This is a genomic window from Labrenzia sp. THAF191a, assembly GCF_009363335.1.
GTDB classification, from domain to species: Bacteria; Pseudomonadota; Alphaproteobacteria; order Rhizobiales; family Stappiaceae; genus Roseibium; species Roseibium algicola.
In genome coordinates this window covers 5,391,383-5,407,309 of record NZ_CP045333.1, presented here as the reverse complement: position 1 = coordinate 5,407,309, position 15,927 = coordinate 5,391,383, and the positions used below count along the sequence as shown (strand labels likewise).

General features: G+C 59.9%; 14 protein-coding genes. 9 read left to right on the top strand and 5 right to left on the bottom strand.

All coding sequences use genetic code 11. The features are described from left to right. Positions 1 to 18 precede the first annotated feature (18 nt). The 3 genes from FIV05_RS24855 to FIV05_RS24845 all read right to left on the bottom strand — a co-directional run bounded on the left by FIV05_RS24855 (position 19) and on the right by FIV05_RS24845 (position 2,287). On the bottom strand, positions 19 to 450 hold the full coding sequence (locus FIV05_RS24855) for an RbsD/FucU domain-containing protein (protein WP_152511358.1): 432 nt from the start codon (positions 448 to 450) through the stop codon (positions 19 to 21). Beyond that, entirely contained in the window at positions 440 to 1,492 is a 1,053-nt protein-coding gene (locus FIV05_RS24850; protein WP_152511357.1) for an aldo/keto reductase, read from the bottom strand. Before FIV05_RS24850 ends, FIV05_RS24855 begins: the two co-directional genes overlap by 11 nt. Positions 1,493 to 1,573: 81 nt before the next feature. Then, positions 1,574 to 2,287 carry a GntR family transcriptional regulator gene (locus FIV05_RS24845; protein WP_152511356.1) on the bottom strand — a complete coding sequence of 238 codons (714 nt, stop codon included), beginning with the start codon at positions 2,285 to 2,287 and terminating at the stop codon, positions 1,574 to 1,576. Positions 2,288 to 2,492: 205 nt separating this feature from the next. On the opposite strand from FIV05_RS24845, the gene FIV05_RS24840 reads away from it, so the two are divergent. From FIV05_RS24840 to FIV05_RS24815, 6 genes are all read left to right on the top strand, one after another. Then, the gene (locus FIV05_RS24840; RefSeq protein WP_152511355.1) at positions 2,493 to 4,019 is read left to right on the top strand and encodes an altronate dehydratase family protein; all 1,527 of its coding nucleotides are present in this window, start codon (positions 2,493 to 2,495) and stop codon (positions 4,017 to 4,019) included. Positions 4,020 to 4,064: 45 nt separating this feature from the next. After that, positions 4,065 to 4,820 carry an SDR family oxidoreductase gene (locus FIV05_RS24835; RefSeq protein ID WP_209010107.1) on the top strand — a complete coding sequence of 252 codons (756 nt, stop codon included), beginning with the start codon at positions 4,065 to 4,067 and terminating at the stop codon, positions 4,818 to 4,820. Positions 4,821 to 4,857: 37 nt separating this feature from the next. Further along, positions 4,858 to 6,384, top strand: coding sequence for a sugar ABC transporter ATP-binding protein (locus FIV05_RS24830; RefSeq protein WP_152511353.1), 1,527 nt, complete (start codon positions 4,858 to 4,860; stop codon positions 6,382 to 6,384). Beyond that, positions 6,381 to 7,385, top strand: a complete 1,005-nt coding sequence (locus FIV05_RS24825; RefSeq protein ID WP_152511352.1) for an ABC transporter permease — start codon at positions 6,381 to 6,383, stop codon at positions 7,383 to 7,385. Before FIV05_RS24830 ends, FIV05_RS24825 begins: the two co-directional genes overlap by 4 nt. Before the next feature lie 75 nt (positions 7,386 to 7,460). Next, positions 7,461 to 8,405 carry an ABC transporter substrate-binding protein gene (locus FIV05_RS24820; RefSeq protein ID WP_022997686.1) on the top strand — a complete coding sequence of 315 codons (945 nt, stop codon included), beginning with the start codon at positions 7,461 to 7,463 and terminating at the stop codon, positions 8,403 to 8,405. Between the two features lie 77 nt (positions 8,406 to 8,482). Continuing rightward, positions 8,483 to 9,337 carry a fumarylacetoacetate hydrolase family protein gene (locus FIV05_RS24815; RefSeq protein WP_152511351.1) on the top strand — a complete coding sequence of 285 codons (855 nt, stop codon included), beginning with the start codon at positions 8,483 to 8,485 and terminating at the stop codon, positions 9,335 to 9,337. 224 nt (positions 9,338 to 9,561) lie between these two features. Here FIV05_RS24815 and FIV05_RS24810 read toward each other — a convergent pair whose 3' ends face one another. After that, on the bottom strand, positions 9,562 to 10,311 hold the full coding sequence (locus FIV05_RS24810) for an SDR family NAD(P)-dependent oxidoreductase (RefSeq protein WP_152511350.1): 750 nt from the start codon (positions 10,309 to 10,311) through the stop codon (positions 9,562 to 9,564). A 159-nt stretch (positions 10,312 to 10,470) separates the two neighbouring features. Between FIV05_RS24810 and FIV05_RS24805 the strand changes: the two genes are divergently transcribed. Beyond that, positions 10,471 to 11,814 carry an aminotransferase class III-fold pyridoxal phosphate-dependent enzyme gene (locus FIV05_RS24805; RefSeq protein ID WP_286202231.1) on the top strand — a complete coding sequence of 448 codons (1,344 nt, stop codon included), beginning with the start codon at positions 10,471 to 10,473 and terminating at the stop codon, positions 11,812 to 11,814. Positions 11,815 to 11,854: 40 nt separating this feature from the next. Here the strand turns inward: FIV05_RS24805 and FIV05_RS24800 are convergent, their stop codons facing one another. Next, positions 11,855 to 13,336 (bottom strand): PLP-dependent aminotransferase family protein, encoded by a 1,482-nt coding sequence (locus FIV05_RS24800; protein ID WP_152511349.1) that lies wholly within the window; start codon positions 13,334 to 13,336, stop codon positions 11,855 to 11,857. A gap of 261 nt (positions 13,337 to 13,597) precedes the next feature. On the opposite strand from FIV05_RS24800, the gene FIV05_RS24795 reads away from it, so the two are divergent. Both FIV05_RS24795 and FIV05_RS24790 read left to right on the top strand, forming a co-directional pair. Continuing rightward, complete coding sequence (locus tag FIV05_RS24795; RefSeq protein WP_075282063.1) at positions 13,598 to 14,737, top strand: substrate-binding domain-containing protein; 1,140 nt, start codon at positions 13,598 to 13,600, stop codon at positions 14,735 to 14,737. A 101-nt stretch (positions 14,738 to 14,838) separates the two neighbouring features. Next, positions 14,839 to 15,927, top strand: a complete 1,089-nt coding sequence (locus FIV05_RS24790) for an ABC transporter ATP-binding protein (protein WP_152511348.1) — start codon at positions 14,839 to 14,841, stop codon at positions 15,925 to 15,927.

The following is a 15,927-nucleotide window of genomic DNA, read 5'->3' as shown; positions in this document are numbered from 1 at the left end:
TCACATGATATCTGCGGGTCATGGCTCGATAATGCCTTTGGTCAGAATGATGTTGCCGTAGAGGCGGGTCTCGCCTGTCTGCACCACGGCAAAGGCATGGCTGGCTGCGTCATAAAAGGCGTGGCGTTCCAGCGTTGAAATCCTGGCCGGCTTGTCGGCGGTGTCATCGATGATGGTCTGGAACTCGGTGACAATCTCCGGCACCGCGTCCGGATCACCGACCACCTGCATCGTCCGGGCGGGGGTGGCGACGAACGTGTCGAGCGGCATCACTGACAGGATCGCCTTCAGCGTGTCTGTTGCCGAAATGCCATCGAGACGAACACAATCGGGACCGGAGCTTTCCGCCGGGAAATTGGCGTCGACAATGGCGATCTCGTCGCCGTGCCCCATGGCTCTGAGGGCATAAAGCAGCGAAGGGTTCAGGATGGGGGGAAGGTTACGCAACATGGGTGGTCTCGCTCGGCAAGGGGGCATCGGGGCGGATCAGGCCAGCAGACCTGAGGTCTGACCAGAGTGCGGCAGGGATATCGGTCTTCAAGAGAGCAATATTGGCTTCAACCTCGGCCGCGTTCACCGCGCCGGGGATGACGGTCTTCACACTTGGATGCCCAAGCACGAACTGCAGTGCGGCCGCGATCAGCGGCACTGAATGGCTGCGGCAGACATCCTCGATCCTGCGCACGCGCTCAAGGATCTCCGGCGGTGCATCGGCGTAGTTGTATTTCGCACCGGGAACGGCCCCGGTTGCCAGAATGCCGGAGTTATACGGCCCGCCCAGAATGATGCCGACGTCCCGTTGCTCGCAAAGCGGCAGGAAGCTCTCAAGGGCGTCCTGTTCCAGAAGCGTGTAGCGGCCGGCAAGCAGGAAACAGTCGAAATCGGCAAGGCCCAGCAGCTTTTCGCAAACCTGCCATTCGTTTACCCCTGCGCCGATGGCCGCAACGTCCCCGGCCTCTTTCAACTCGGTAAGCGCCTTGTAGCCGCCGAATTCGAAAAGCTCGCGGACGCGGGCATCGCTGGCTTCCTGAGAGCCCTGCGAAAAGGCGCAGACGTCATGTACGAAAAGGATGTCCGCGTTGGCGACCTCCAGTCGCTGTCGGCTTGCCTCGTAGCTGCGCATGACGCCGTCATAGCTGTAGTCGAAGACGATCCGCTTTTGCGGCACATCGACAAAGGCTTCCGGCGTCACCTCGTGCGGCTCGCAATCCAGCAGCAGGCGGCCGATCTTGGTGGAAAGCTGAATGTTCTCGCGGCCAAAACGCTTGATGGCAGTGGCAAAGCGCATTTCCGATCGGCCGAGGCCGTATTGCGGCGCCGTGTCAAAGTAGCGGATGCCGTTGTCATAGGCCGCCTGAAGGGCTGCCTGGGCATCTTCTTCCGAAACCTTGCGGTAGAGATTGCCGAGCGGCGCGCCGCCGAAACCCATCTCCGTCAGATCGATCGGCCTAGCGGTTCTGCTGTTCAGCCGCTGTGTTCTTAGAGCGGTCATGTGTTTCCTCTGGATGTTTCCTCAGGAGCTGCTTTAACGCCGCATGATCTGCGGTCTGGTGTCGGGCCAGGGGCCAGGTTTTCAGTCGAACAGGTCTGGCCTGGTCTCGGCGAGCGGTTCCAGGCGCGTGACAAGTTCGCTCAGGTGCTTTTGCATTGCCTGGCGTGCCCGTTCCGGATCGCGGTCGCGGATTGCTTCCACGATGACCCGGTGCTCGTCATAGGCTTCAAAGGCCCTGCCGCGCATGGGGAGCAGCAGTTGCCGTGCCCGGTTGACCTGCATCCACCCGGTGGCAGACAGGTTGTGGAGCTTCGGGTAGCCGGTGAAGGAGAAGATAAGCTCGTGCATGCGCTCGTCTTCCCGGTAGAAGCCGGTTTCGTCGTGATCTTCCAGGCAAAGAGCCTGCAGCCGCAAATTGCGGTTCAACTCCGTCAACTGCTCTTCGGTGCGCTCCGCCGCCACCTTGGAAACCGCCGCCAGTTCGATGGCTTCCCGCAGGAAGGCGCCCTCGCGGATTTCCGACATGGAGAATTTGGTCACACGGGAGCCGGACTGAGGAATGACTTCGACAAGGCCTTCGCCTGCAAGCCGGGTGATCGCCTCCGTCACCGGCGAGCGGGAGACACCAAGCTGCTCGCAGATGACTTGTTTCCTGAGGAGGGTGCCCGGGGGCAGGTCCATCGCCAGGATGGACGAGCGCAGCGCCTCATAGACACGCTGTGCCAGCGAGCCGGACAGTTTGCCAATGTCGGGCAGGGTGATCTCGGGAAAATCTTGTTCGTTGGTCAGGGACATTGTCAACTCTATTGAATGCTAACATGTTAGTTGACACAGTTACCCTGTCAAGCTAATCGTGAAGAAAGACCGGCCGTGCCGATGCTCCATGGAGAGTGCTCGGAGAAGCGTAAAAAGCTGATTTTTGTCAGCAGGTTGAGAAGGGTCTTGTCATCTTGGAGTGACAAGGCGGACCAACCGTGGCGGCCGTAAAGGGGAGAGAGACGTGTTGCAGCCTCATGCCAATTCGATCCTTCTGAATGCCGATGACAATGTGGTCATCGCCCTTCAGGATATTGCGGCCGGCGCAAGCGTTGCCCATGTTGACTGTCCGCTGCCCGGGCAGGTCATGCGCGGCCACAAGATTGCCCGCAAACCGATCTCCGCTGGCGAAAACGTCATTCGGTACGGTCAAATCATCGGCCAGGCGAAGGCAGACATCAAGCCGGGGGAGCATGTCCATGTTCATAACCTCGGCATGGGCGATCACAGCCAGGACTATCAGCACGCCGAAGCCTCGATCCCGCTTGAGCCCGCAACTGAAGAGCGCACCTTTCTCGGGTACCGCCGGCAAACGGGGCGAGCAGGCACGCGCAATTACATCGGCATTCTGACCTCGGTGAACTGCTCGGGGTCTGTCGCAAAATTCATTGCGGAAGCTGCCGAGAAGTCCGGTCTGCTGGACGAGTTTCCGAATGTCGACGGCATCGTGCCAATCGTTCACGGAACCGGCTGCGGCATGTCCGGCAAGGACGAAGGCTACGCAACGCTGTTCCGGACGCTTTCCGGTTATGCCCAGCATCCGAATTTCGCGGCCATCCTGCTGATTGGTCTTGGCTGTGAGGTCATGCAGATTGCCGACCTCGTCGGTGACCGCAAGATCCGCCCTGATGGCGACTTGCGCTACATGACCATTCAGCAGACCGGCGGCACGCGCAAGACCATCGAGGCCGGGCTGAAAGAGTTGCGGGCGCTTGCCGAACTTGCCAACAAGGCCGAGCGCACGCCGGTGCCGATTTCCGAAATCACCGTCGGAATGCAGTGCGGCGGCTCGGACGGATATTCCGGCATCACTGCCAATCCGGCACTCGGGATTGCCTCCGATCTTCTGGTCCGTCACGGCGGTACCACGATCCTGTCCGAAACGTCGGAGATCTACGGCGCGGAGCACCTTCTGACCCGCCGGGCGGTTTCCGTCGATGTCGGCAAGAAGCTGATCGAGCGTGTGCGCTGGTGGGAAGACTACACTGCCCGCAATGGCGGCGAGATGGACAACAATCCATCGCCCGGCAACAAGCGCGGCGGATTGACCACAATCCTGGAAAAGTCTCTTGGTGCAGCGGCCAAGGGAGGCTCAGCCCCTCTTGTGGACGTCTACAAGTTTGGCGAACCCGTCGACAAGAAGGGTTTCGTCTTCATGGACAGCCCAGGCTTCGATCCGTGTTCGGTGACCGGTCAGATCGCCTCGGGTGCCAATATCATCGTCTTCACGACCGGACGGGGCTCCGTTTCCGGTTACATGCCGACCCCTTGCATCAAACTTGCCACAAACAGCGAGATGTATGGCCGGATGTCGGAAGACATGGACATCAATTGCGGTGACGTGATCTCCGACAATGTCAGTCTGGAAGCCAAGGGTGAGGAGATCTTCGAAATGATCATCGCCGTTGCCTCCGGAAAACAATCCAAAAGCGAGGAACTCGGCTTCGGCGGAGTGGAGTTCGTGCCGTGGCAGATCGGTGCGGTGATGTAGCCGCATCCGGCAGAACGTGGTGACAATGCGCGGACTTTCGGGAGGATTTCAGTGCGCTTGAAAGATAAAACAATTTTGGTGACGGCAGCCGGGCAGGGTATCGGCCGTGCAAGCGCGATTGCCTGTGCCAGGGAAGGCGCAAAGGTCTACGCCGCGGACATCAACGAGGAAACGCTGTCGACGCTTCCCGGCGAATGCCCCGGTATCGAGATCCGCAAACTGGATGTCTGTGATCGCGCAGCCGTTGACGCCCTGGCCAAAAAACTTCCGGCGCTCGATGGGCTCTTCAACTGTGCGGGCTTCGTTCACAACGGCTCTGTCCTCGATATCACCGAAGACGACTGGGCCTTCAGCTTCGAGCTGAACGTCACCTCCATGTACCGGATGACGCAAGCTTTCCTGCCGGGCATGCGCGAACGCGCCAAGACAACCGGTACGGCATCGATCCTGAACATGTCGTCGATGGCATCGTCCATCAAGGGCTTTCCGATGCGCACGGCCTACGGTGCCACCAAGGCGGCGGTGATCGGCCTGACCAAGGGCGTTGCCGCGGATTTCGTCAAGGAAGGCATCCGTTGCAACGCGCTGTGCCCGGGCACCGTCGATACCCCGTCCTTGCGCGGCCGGATCGCCTCGGCGCCGGATCCGGTGGAAGCGGAGAAGAATTTCATTGCCCGCCAGCCCATGGGCCGTCTGGCAACCGTCGACGATATGACGCCGATGGTCGTTTACCTGCTTTCCGACGAAAGCAAGTTCGTTTCCGGTCAGGCACTTCTGGTCGACGGAGGTGTCACCATCTGACGGTGGCGTCTTCGTCGCGGTTTGGGAGGACCGCACCATGACAAATCTGGTGAGGATGACGGGGATCGAAAAACGCTTCCCCGGTGTGCACGCCCTCAAGAATGTCAGCTTCGACCTGAACAGCGGCGAAGTGCATGCCCTGATGGGTGAAAACGGCGCTGGCAAGTCGACGCTGATGAAGATCCTGTCCGGCATTTACCCCAGGGACGGCGGCGAGCTGCTGGTCAACGGTCAGGCAGTGGAGATCGATGGTCCACGGGCCGCCCAGGCGCTGGGCATCGGTATCATTCACCAGGAACTCAGCCTGATGAATGATCTGTCGGTCGCGCAGAACATCTTTATCGGCCGGGAACCGCGCAAGCGTTTCGGCCGTCTGGATGAGACGGCGCTCAACGCACAGGCGCTCGAAATCTTCAAGTCCATGAACCTGAAGATGAACCCGAAGACGATCGTCGGTGAACTCACCATTGCCCGTCAGCAGATGGTCGAGATCGCCAAGGCACTGTCCTACCGGTCACGCGTCCTCATCATGGACGAGCCGACCGCCGCCCTGAATGATGCGGAAATCGCCGAACTCTTCACCATCATCCGCCGGCTGAAAGCCGATGGCGTGGGCATCATCTACATCAGCCACAAGATGGACGAGCTGAAACAGATCGCCGACCGGGTGACGGTCATGCGTGACGGCTCCTATGTCGGCACCGTTGATGCAGCGCAGACGCCTGTTTCCAAGATCATCTCCATGATGGTGGGCAGGGAACTAACCAGCGAGGCCATCGTCATCCCCGACCTGTCCGACGCCGAGACGGTACTGGACATACGCGGATTGAACAGGGGGCGCGAGATCCGCGACGTCAGCTTTTCCGTCAAGAAAGGCGAGATCCTCGGCTTTGCCGGCTTGATGGGAGCAGGGCGGACGGAAGTGGCACGGGCGATTTTCGGAGCTGATCCGCGCGACAGCGGCGAGATCCGGGTTCACGGCAAGCCCCGTTCGATATCGAAACCTTCCGACGCCGTGAAGGCGGGGATCGGATACCTTTCGGAAGATCGCAAGCATTTCGGTCTGGCCACCGGTATGGATGTCCGGACCAATGTGGCGCTGGCCAGCCTCGATCGCTTTTCCAGCCGGTTTGGCGTCCTGAATGACGATGCCATGCGCAAGACGGCGCAGGACTATATCGCCAAACTGGAAATCCGCACGCCGTCCGACCGGCAGGAAGTCCGCCTGCTTTCCGGTGGCAACCAGCAGAAGGTCGTCATCGCCAAGTGGCTCTACCGGGATTGCGACATCCTGATCTTCGACGAGCCGACCCGCGGTATCGACGTCGGTGCCAAGTCGGAAATCTACAAACTGCTGAAGGCATTGGCCAACGAGGGCAGGGCGATCATCGTCATCTCCTCGGAATTGCCGGAGATCATGCGTCTCAGCCATCGCATTGCCGTGATGTGCGAAGGCCGTCTCACCGGCATCCTGCCGGGCGGTGAAACCACCACGCAGGAAGACATCATGCATCTGGCGACGCTTCGGGCGCCATCCATGCAGCCAGAAGGATACCAGCAATGACCGCCGTCAACCCGTCCTCCTCGCCGTCGCTCGTTGCACGTCTGATCGAGACTGGGGCGCACCAGAAGCTGCTGGCCTTTGCCAGCCTGGTTCTTCTGCTGATCGGTTTCTCGATCGCTTCACCCAACTTCATGCAAACCTCCAACATGATCGCGATCCTGCAGGCGACCTCGGTCAATGGCGTCTTGGCTGTTGCGGCGACCCTGGTGATCATCACCGGCGGGATCGATCTTTCCGTCGGAACCTTGATGACGTTCTGCGCGGTCATCGCAGGCGTCGTTCTGACAAACCTCGGCATGCCGCTGCCGCTCGGTGTGATTGCCGCCATCGCGACCGGTGCGCTCTGCGGCCTGTGTTCGGGCACCTTCATCGCCAAGATGAAAATCCCGCCGTTCATCGCGACCCTCGGCATGATGCTGATCCTGAAAGGCCTGTCGCTGGTGATTTCCGGAACCCGACCGATCTATTTCAACGACACGCCCGGCTTCGACCTGATTTCCCGCGGCTCGCTGATAGGCGACATTTTCCCGGCTCTGCCGATCCCGAACGGTGTCTTGATCCTTTTCCTGGTGGCAGGGGCAGCATCCTACATTCTCGGCCGTACGGTGCTTGGCCGCTACACGTTCGCGCTGGGCTCCAACGAAGAGGCGGTTCGCCTTTCCGGCGTCAACACCGACTTCTGGAAAATGTCGGTCTATGCGCTGGCCGGTGCGATCTGCGGCATTGCCGGGATCCTGATCGCCTCGCGCCTGAACTCCGCCCAGCCGGCGCTGGGTCTCGGCTACGAGCTGGAAGCCATCGCGGCTGTCGTGATTGGTGGCACGTCGCTTTCCGGTGGGCGGGGCACGGTTCTCGGGACCCTGATCGGTGCCCTGATCATGGCCGTCCTGACCAACGGTTTGCGGGTCCTGTCCGTCGCCCAGGAGTGGCAGACGGTGGTGACCGGCGCAATCATCATCCTGGCCGTTTACGCGGACATGGTGCGCAGGCGCAAAGCCTGAGTTTCATCAACACACAAGAGGGTGGTCACACCCCGGTACCGGACCTTCCGTCCAACCCAACCACAGGAGAGGAATATGCTGAACAGACGTACTCTTATCGGAGCTGCAAGTGCCGCTGCCCTGATGCTTTCCGGGAACTTTGCCTTCGCCCAGGAAACCTACATTCCGCTCATCTCCAAAGGTTTCCAGCACCAGTTCTGGCAGGCCGTGAAGGCTGGAGCCGATCAGGCCGCCTCGGAGCTGGGTGTCACCATCACCTTTGAAGGCCCGGACAACGAGACCATGGTCGACCGCCAGATCGACATGCTGGCCGCTGCCCTTGCCAAGAACCCGACGGCAATCGGCTTTGCCGCTCTCGACAGTCAGGCTGCCATTCCGCTTCTGAAGCAGGCTCAGGAAAAGGGCATTCCGGTCATCGCGTTCGACAGTGGTGTCGATAGCGATATTCCGGTGTCGACAGCGTCGACCGATAACATTGCTGCAGCAGCACTGGCTGCCGACAAGATGGCAGAGCTGATCGGCGGTGCTGGCCAGGTTGCCGTGGTGGCACATGACCAGACGAGCCGGACCGGCATTGACCGTGTCGACGGTTTCGTCAACCAGATGAAGGCAAATCATCCGGATATCGAGGTCGTCACCGTTCAATATGGCGGCGGTGACCATCTGAAGTCGACAGAACTCACCAAGGCCATCCTGACAGCCAATCCGGATCTGAAGGGCATCTTCGGTGCCAACGAAGGGTCTGCCCTTGGTGTGGTGAACGGTGTCTCCGAAATGGGCAAGTCCGATGTGGTCATCATCGGCTACGACAGTGGCAAGGCCCAGAAGGATGCGATCCGCAACGGCGTTATGGCCGGTGCGATCACCCAGAACCCGGTCGGCATCGGCTATGAAACCGTGAAAGCAGCCCTCGAAGCATCACAGGGCAAGGAAGTTCCGGCACATATCGACACCGGCTTCTACTACTACGACAAATCCAACATTGACGATCCGAAGATCGCTGCTGTCTTGTACGACTGATCGATTTTGTCGTAACCAACTCCATCGAGCCCAGTTGCACGCGCAACCGGGCTCCAACCACTCAAGGACGATCCTTTATGAAATTGCTGAGATTTGGCGCTCCGGGACAGGAAAAACCCGGTGTTCTCGATGCCGACAACCGCGTTCGTGATCTTTCTTCCGTTGTCGCGGATATCGCCGGCGATGCTCTCCTGCCTGAAAGCATTCAACACCTGCAGGGGCTCGACGTCGCTTCGCTGCCACTGGTGGAGGGCGCTCCGCAGCAGGATCTGCGCGTCGGACCTTGCGTCGGCAATATCGGCAAGTTCATCTGCATCGGCCTCAACTATGCCGACCACGCTGCGGAATCCGGCATGGATGTGCCGCCGGAACCGGTGGTCTTCAACAAGTGGACCTCGGCCATTGTCGGTCCGGATGACGACGTGAAGATCCCGCGCGGCTCGCAGAAAACCGACTGGGAAGTTGAACTCGGCGTCGTTATCGGCAAGGGCGGTGCCTATATCGAGGAAGCCGATGCGATGAACCATGTCGCCGGTTTCTGCGTGATCAACGATGTCTCCGAACGCGAATTCCAGATCGAACGGTCCGGCACCTGGGACAAGGGCAAGGGTTGCGATACCTTCGGCCCGATCGGCCCCTGGCTGGTAACGCCGGATGAAGTCGGCGACTTCGACGATCTCGGCATGTGGCTGGAAGTGGACGGCAAGCGCTACCAGAACGGCTCCACCAAGACGATGGTCTACCGGGTACCGTTCCTGATCTCCTATCTCAGCCGCTTCATGAGCCTGCAGCCTGGCGACGTCATCTCCACCGGCACGCCTCCGGGTGTTGGCATGGGGCAGAAGCCGCCGGTCTACCTGAAGGGCGGTGAAGTCATGACGCTTGGCATCGACAAGCTGGGCAGCCAGACCCAGAAGGTGACCAAGGCCTGATCGTTCGGGATCTTGTATGAACAGTCACGGCCGGACGCGGTGACGCGTGCGGCCGTTGACGTTTTTGAGGAAGGGACGCTCTGCATCTCCTGCTTGTCGTCCCGGTTTGTCGCGTCAGCGTCAAGACCGGGATCCAGTATCCTATGTGGCTGGTGAGGCGCATGTGAACAGATTGATAGAAATCCGCTTTGTCCGTGGACGAGCAGCGCCGCCACAGGTTCACCTCAGCCCTCTCTGGCGATCTGCCAGCCGGCCCAGGACTGGCTGACGGGCATCAGTTCCAGCGAGTTGATGTTGAGATGCGGGGGCTGTGTCGCGACCCAATAGACCGTGCTGGCGATATCTTCCGGCTGGATCGCGTTGGCGCCGCCATAAAGAGCATCGTAGCTTTCCTGGTTGCCTCCGGTACGCACCAGCGTGAATTCGCTTTCGCATAGGCCCGGTTCGATGGAGGTAACCCGCACCCCCTTGCCGTGAAGATCCGACCGCAGGCCAAGCGAGAACTGGCGCAGGAATGCCTTGGTACCCGCATAGACGTTTCCGCCCGGATAGGGCCAGTTGGCGGCAATGGAGGAGATGTTCACGACCATGCCCTTGCGCTCGATCAGCTTCGGCAGAAGCTGGTCGGTGATGGTGACGAGACCGGTGATGTTGGTATCGATCATGGTCTTCCAGTCGGAGAGTTTCGTCGCCGGTGCCGAAGCCGTGCCGAGGGCAAGACCGGCATTGTTGACGAGGATGTCGATCTCCTGAAAGTCCTCCGGCAGGCCGGCGAGGGCCGCAGTTGTTGCAGCTTCGTCCATGATGTCGAAGACAAGCGCGTGAAATGCCTCGCCGAGATCCGTCTTCAGCTTTTCCAGCCGATCCGCGCGCCGGCCGGTGCCGATAACCTTCCATCCGTTTTGCACGAACAGCCGGGCCATCGCCTGACCGAAGCCGGAGGTCGTCCCGGTAATGAGGATTGTGCCGCTCATGAGCCTGCCTTTCTGATGTATCTGAAACAGTCGCTTGACCGGACCATAGGCAGCTGCCCCGCCAGCACAACGCCAAAAGCAGGCTTTGGGCCTCTGGCTCCTATGAATTCAAGCGCTGGCTCTACGGCGGGTTTGCGACTGGTCCTAGGAGTGATGGGAATGCTCCGATCTGAAGGACCCTGCGCCATGACCCAGATGCCGATCAACATGGATCACCACTGGCTTCCGTTCACCAACAACCGTCTCTTCCACAAGGAACCGCAGATGTTCGCGCGGGCGGAGGGCGTGCGGTATTGGACGCCCGAGGGGCGGGAAATCCTGGACGGATCGTCAGGCCTGTTCACCTGTGCAGCGGGGCATGGCCGCAAGGAGATTGCCGAAGCCGTCTACAAGCAGCTTCAGGTTCTGGATTATTCCCCGCACTTCCAGCGCGCAGCGCCGATCTCCTTCGAACTTGCCGAGGCGCTCAGCGGAATTCTGCCGGAAGGACTCGACCGCATCTTTTTCGGGTCTTCCGGGTCTGAAGCCGTCGATTCCGCCATCAAGATCTGCCTTGCCTATCACAAGGCCAAAGGCGAGCCTCAGCGCACCCGTTTTGTTTCGCGGGCCTGGGCCTATCACGGGGTCAACCTCGGCGGCACATCGCTGGCGGGCATGGTCAACAACCGGCGGGATTTTTCCGGTGTTACCTGCGACGTCGTTCACATGCGCCACACCTGGAACGAGGATCAGCGCTTCACGAGAGGGCAACCGCAAGACGGCGCGGGGATTGCCGAAGATCTGGAAGAGATCTGCAAGACCTACGGCGGCGAGACCATTGCCGCGGTCTTTGTCGAGCCGATTGCCGGCTCTATCGGCACTATCGTGCCTCCCCTCGGGTATTTGCAGAAGCTGCGCGAGATCGCCGACAAATACGGCATTCTGCTGGTGTTCGACGAAGTCATCACCGGTTTCGGCCGGACGGGCTCAGCCTTCGCGGCACAGGAATTCGGCGTCACACCGGATGTCATGACGATGGCGAAGGCGATTACCAACGGCGCGATCCCCATGAGCGCTGTCGCGGTAAAGACGGAGATCCAGAAAGCCGTCATTGATTCCATCACCGCGGATCGGCCGGAACTTATGCACGGTTATACCTACTCCGCCCACCCGGTTGCCTGCGCCGCGGCGCTGGCAACACTTGACATCTACAAGACCGAAGGTCTTTTCGAGCGGGCGGCAAGCCTCTCGTCAACATTCCTCGACGGTGTTTTCAGCCTTCGCAATCTGCCACATGTCCACGACCTGCGTGGTCACGGCATGATGTCCGGCATTCAGCTGACACCGGGCGAAACGCCCGGAGCCAAGGGATCTCTGGTGCAGCGGAAGCTTTTCGACGAAGGCCTGCATGTGAAAGCAACCGGCGATGCGCTGATCTTCGCCCCGGCACTCACCACATCGGAAGAAGATCTCTCGATGATGATTGATGTCCTCCAGAAGGTGTTGGGCAAGGCAGAGCTGTAAGCTGCCTGTCGCGGGGTATCCCGGCTTTGAGCCGGGATCGCTACCTGCTGTCTGCCAGAAGTTGGCCGAGCAGCTTGATGCCCGGCTCCATCTTTTCTTCGGCAATCGCACCGAAGCCCAGGCGGATCCGGTTTCGCGGACTATTCGGGGAGAAATACCTGTCGTCTCCTGCCTCGATCAGGAGTCCTTGCCGCGCGGCTCTCGATTGCAGTTCCGCAGCGCGGATACTCTCCGGTAGCCTGATCCACACGCCTGACCCACCCGTCGTGACTGTTGCCTGGCAGGTCGGCAGATGCGTTTCGATGAGCCTGAAGATCTTCTTCCATTTCTGCGACAGCACCTTTCGCTGACGTCGGATATGGGAATCGTAATGGCCCTCGGACAGAAAGATCGCCATCGCCCGCTGGTCGAGCGCTGAGGTGTGCCGATACATCAATCGGCGAAGGGCTCGAAGCTCTTTGATAATGCGCCTGTCCGCAGCGATGAAACCGAGCCGCAATCCCGGAAACAGGGCCTTGGAAAGACTGGCAACGTGGATCACACGTCCGGTACGGTCGAAACTGCGCAAGGACGGTTTCTGTGCTCCGATGAAATTCAGCTCATGCTCATAATCGTCTTCCAGAACGATGAAATCATGCGTTTCGGCATGGGCCAGCAACCGCAGACGCCGCTCCATCGACATGGTGACGTTGGTTGGGGACTGATGGCCGGGTGTTACGTAAACAAGCCGTGCCCCCTTCAGCTCGTCTCCAACCCGCATGCCGTTTGAATCGACCGGGTGATACTTCAGCTCTGCCCCGAAGGATTGGAAGATGTTGCGGGTGTCCACATAGCCGGGCTCTTCCATGTCCGTCCTGACCCCGGGTCGGCAAAAGAGCTGCGCCACCAGGAAGAGGGCATTCTGGGCGCCGACTGTTACCAGAATCTCGTCCGGCTCTGCCCGGAAGCCCCGTTGCGGCAGCATTCGGCGGATAATCTGGTTGACCAGCATCGGGTCGTCCTGATCGACCAGATCGCCGATCCAGGTCGGGGCGTGCTGGGCAGTGCCTGCCAACCGGACACAATCGCGCCAGCGCGCGACGGATGTCTTGTCCGGAGCAAGCTGGCCATAGATGAAAGGGTAGGGATAGGACTGCCAGTCGGCCGGTTTTGAAATGTTTTCCTGGGCCGCGTAGCTGTAGGTCAGAAAGGCTTGCGGATTGAAGGGCTGTTCGGCGGTGGGCAGGATGTCCTTGGCGTGATCATCGACCCGGATGTTGAGCTGCTCGCGGATGTGCCGTTCGTTGATGAAATACCCGCGCCGGCTGACCGACTTCAGATAACCGTCCTCAACCAGTCTCTCATAGACGATGGCAACCGTGTTTCTGGAAACCTTTATCTCGCTGGAAAAGACACGGGTTGCCGGCAGCGGTTCGTGCAGGGGCCACACGCCGTCCAGAATGGCCTCTATAAGCCGTTCCTGAATCTGGTGCTGCAGTCGTCTGCCCGGATCGAAGGGCGTATCGAAATAGGTCGCAAGCATTTGAACTTTGTGGTCGTCCCTGAATTCGGTTGGCCCGAAGGCGGTAGTTTGAAGCTGTTTCCCGAACCTGCAAAGCCCGGCAATTCCTCTGGCTCCATAGTTTTCACTCTCTGGCTCTAAGGGTGAATATTGCACCGCAATATCCTTTCTTGCAACGCGGCGCAGGATCGTCCGGGCAATGCGACCCTTTCCAGAAAAATGCGGCCTGTAACGCGCCAGAACGAGGAACAGTTTGGTGAGACCAACAGTGAAGGGGAAGTCATGATCAGTTTTAAAAAGGGAGCATCCGCAACGCGGCGCGATTTCCTGAAAACCGCAGCCGCGGCAGGCGCAGGGCTGTCCATGCCGGCAATCGTCAGCTCCAGCGTGCTGGCCTCGTCCGGTGAAATCAACATCATGATGTGGTCGGACTATCTGCCGGAAAGCTTCGTCAACGGCTTCACGGACAAGACCGGCATCAAGATCAACTTCACCGGCATCGGCTCCAACGAGGAGATCATCAACAAGCTGAAGGCCACCAACGGCGAAGGCTTCGACATCGTTTCACCGACCGTGAACCGCAACCTTCTGTGGGCAGAACTTGGCCTCTTGCAGCCGTTCGATATGTCGAAGGTCGCGCTCGACAAGGTCAACCCTTCAATGGCTCTTGGCGAAACCCACTGGAACTTCGACGGCAAGGGCGTCTTCTGGCTGCCGCATATCTGGGGCACGGAAGGCATTGCCTGGCGGACGGACGCCTTTGTTCCCGGTGGCGAATTCCCGAGCTATTACGATGTCTGGGATGAAGCCAATGCCGGCAAGACAATGGGCCGTGGACATTCCATGCTGCTTGGCCTCGGTCTCGGCCTTGAAGGCCGCGGCGAACTGGAGCCGGGTTCCATGTGGGCTGCTTACGAGAGCCCGGAAAAGATGGACGAGGTCTGGACCAAGGTCGTTGAGGCCGCCATCGCCAAGAAGCCGAACATCAAGCTGATCTGGAACGATGCGGATACCCAGAAGAACGGTCTCCTGAACGAAGGCGTGATCGTCGGCCAGACCTGGGACGGACCTCCGCTTGCCCTGAAAACGGCTGGTGAGCCGGTCATGTACCGGGCGCCGAAGGAAGGTGCGATGGCCTGGGTCGATGGACTGGCCATGCCGACCGGAGCGAAGAACATTGACCAGATCTATGCCTTCATCGAGACGGCTTACGACGCCAAGCTCGCCGGCGAAGCCATCAAGACCCACGGTTACAATTCACCGGTAATCGGCGCGGCCGAATTCGGCGGCGAAATCTATGCCAAGAACTTTGCCGATGCTTATCCGGGCGAAGCGCTGGACAACCTGAATGCCTGGCCGGCGGAAGCCCCCTGGTACTCGGAAAAACGGACCGAATACACCAACAAGTTCCTGTCCGCTTAAGGCCTCTCCGGCTTTCTCAATGGCGGGTGCCGGGCGCAATGCGTCCGGCGCCAAGCCGCCCTTTTTCCGTCTCCCTTTCCCGCCGTCCTTCTGAGAGCGCCATGGCCACAAAAGATATTGTTCTGGATCACGTTTCCATTCGTTTTGGGGCCTATACCGCGGTCGACAATGCACATCTCGTCATCAAGGGCGGCGAGTTCTTCTCCTTCCTGGGGCCATCCGGCTGTGGCAAGACCACCTTGCTGCGGTGTATTTCCGGCTTCTCCGATCCGTCCGAAGGCCGGGTGTTGATCGGCGGGCAGGACATGAAGGGCATCGGCCCGAACAAGCGCCCGACAGCGCTGATCTTCCAGAACCTTGCTCTCTTTCCGCTGATGAGCGTTGCCGACAACATCGCCTTTCCGTTGGAGGTCCGGGGCATCGGCCGCAAGGACCGGCGCAAGCGGGCAGACGAACTTCTGGACATGATCGCGCTTCCCGGTGTCGGCGACAAAAAGGTGCACGAGCTTTCCGGCGGTCAGCGACAGCGTGTGGCGATTGCCCGTGCGCTGGCGGTCGAGCCGGATATTCTGCTTCTTGATGAGCCGCTGTCCGCGCTCGATCTGAAACTGCGCCACCACATGCGCACCGAACTGCGCGCCATCCAGCAGCGCGTCGGGTTGACCTTCATCTATATCACCCACGATCAGGGCGAGGCCCTGACCATGTCGGACCGCGTCGCGGTCATGAACTCCGGCGTTATCGAGCAGGTCGACCCGCCGGAAACCATCTACAATCGGCCGAAGACTTCGTTTGTCGCCTCATTCGTGGGCGAGACCAATGCCATCGAAGGCAAGGTTGCCCAGCAGTCGGAAGCGCTGGTTTCCGTTGAAACGCCACTCGGCCGCCTGCAGGGAAGGGCAGCAGGCGGGCGCCAATACAAGGCGGGCGAAGACTGCATCCTGTTCATTCGACCCGAGCAACTGAGCCTTGGTGATGGTGCCCCCAACAGCCTGACAGCGAACTGGGTGAAGGAAGAGTTCGAAGGCAATTCGCGGCAGATGTTCCTGGAAGCGAACGGTGTCCAGCTTCGGCTCACCCGGGTCAGCCTTGGCGGAGCGCCGGACAATCTCTCCGGTGGTGCCGTTTCGCTCGGCTTCACGCCAGAGCAGGCAATTGTCCTGCCACATGGCGCACTTGCGGGAGCGTGA

Coding starts and splice junctions, on each gene's coding strand:
- FIV05_RS24810 (WP_152511350.1), bottom strand. CDS start 10,311: ATGAGCGGCACAATCCTCATTACCGGGACGACCTCCGGCTTCGGTCAG.
- FIV05_RS24820 (WP_022997686.1), top strand. CDS start 7,461: ATGCTGAACAGACGTACTCTTATCGGAGCTGCAAGTGCCGCTGCCCTG.
- FIV05_RS24825 (WP_152511352.1), top strand. CDS start 6,381: ATGACCGCCGTCAACCCGTCCTCCTCGCCGTCGCTCGTTGCACGTCTG.
- FIV05_RS24800 (WP_152511349.1), bottom strand. CDS start 13,336: ATGCTTGCGACCTATTTCGATACGCCCTTCGATCCGGGCAGACGACTG.
- FIV05_RS24795 (WP_075282063.1), top strand. CDS start 13,598: ATGATCAGTTTTAAAAAGGGAGCATCCGCAACGCGGCGCGATTTCCTG.
- FIV05_RS24790 (WP_152511348.1), top strand. CDS start 14,839: ATGGCCACAAAAGATATTGTTCTGGATCACGTTTCCATTCGTTTTGGG.
- FIV05_RS24845 (WP_152511356.1), bottom strand. CDS start 2,287: ATGTCCCTGACCAACGAACAAGATTTTCCCGAGATCACCCTGCCCGAC.
- FIV05_RS24805 (WP_286202231.1), top strand. CDS start 10,471: ATGCTCCGATCTGAAGGACCCTGCGCCATGACCCAGATGCCGATCAAC.
- FIV05_RS24815 (WP_152511351.1), top strand. CDS start 8,483: ATGAAATTGCTGAGATTTGGCGCTCCGGGACAGGAAAAACCCGGTGTT.
- FIV05_RS24850 (WP_152511357.1), bottom strand. CDS start 1,492: ATGACCGCTCTAAGAACACAGCGGCTGAACAGCAGAACCGCTAGGCCG.
- FIV05_RS24855 (WP_152511358.1), bottom strand. CDS start 450: ATGTTGCGTAACCTTCCCCCCATCCTGAACCCTTCGCTGCTTTATGCC.
- FIV05_RS24830 (WP_152511353.1), top strand. CDS start 4,858: ATGACAAATCTGGTGAGGATGACGGGGATCGAAAAACGCTTCCCCGGT.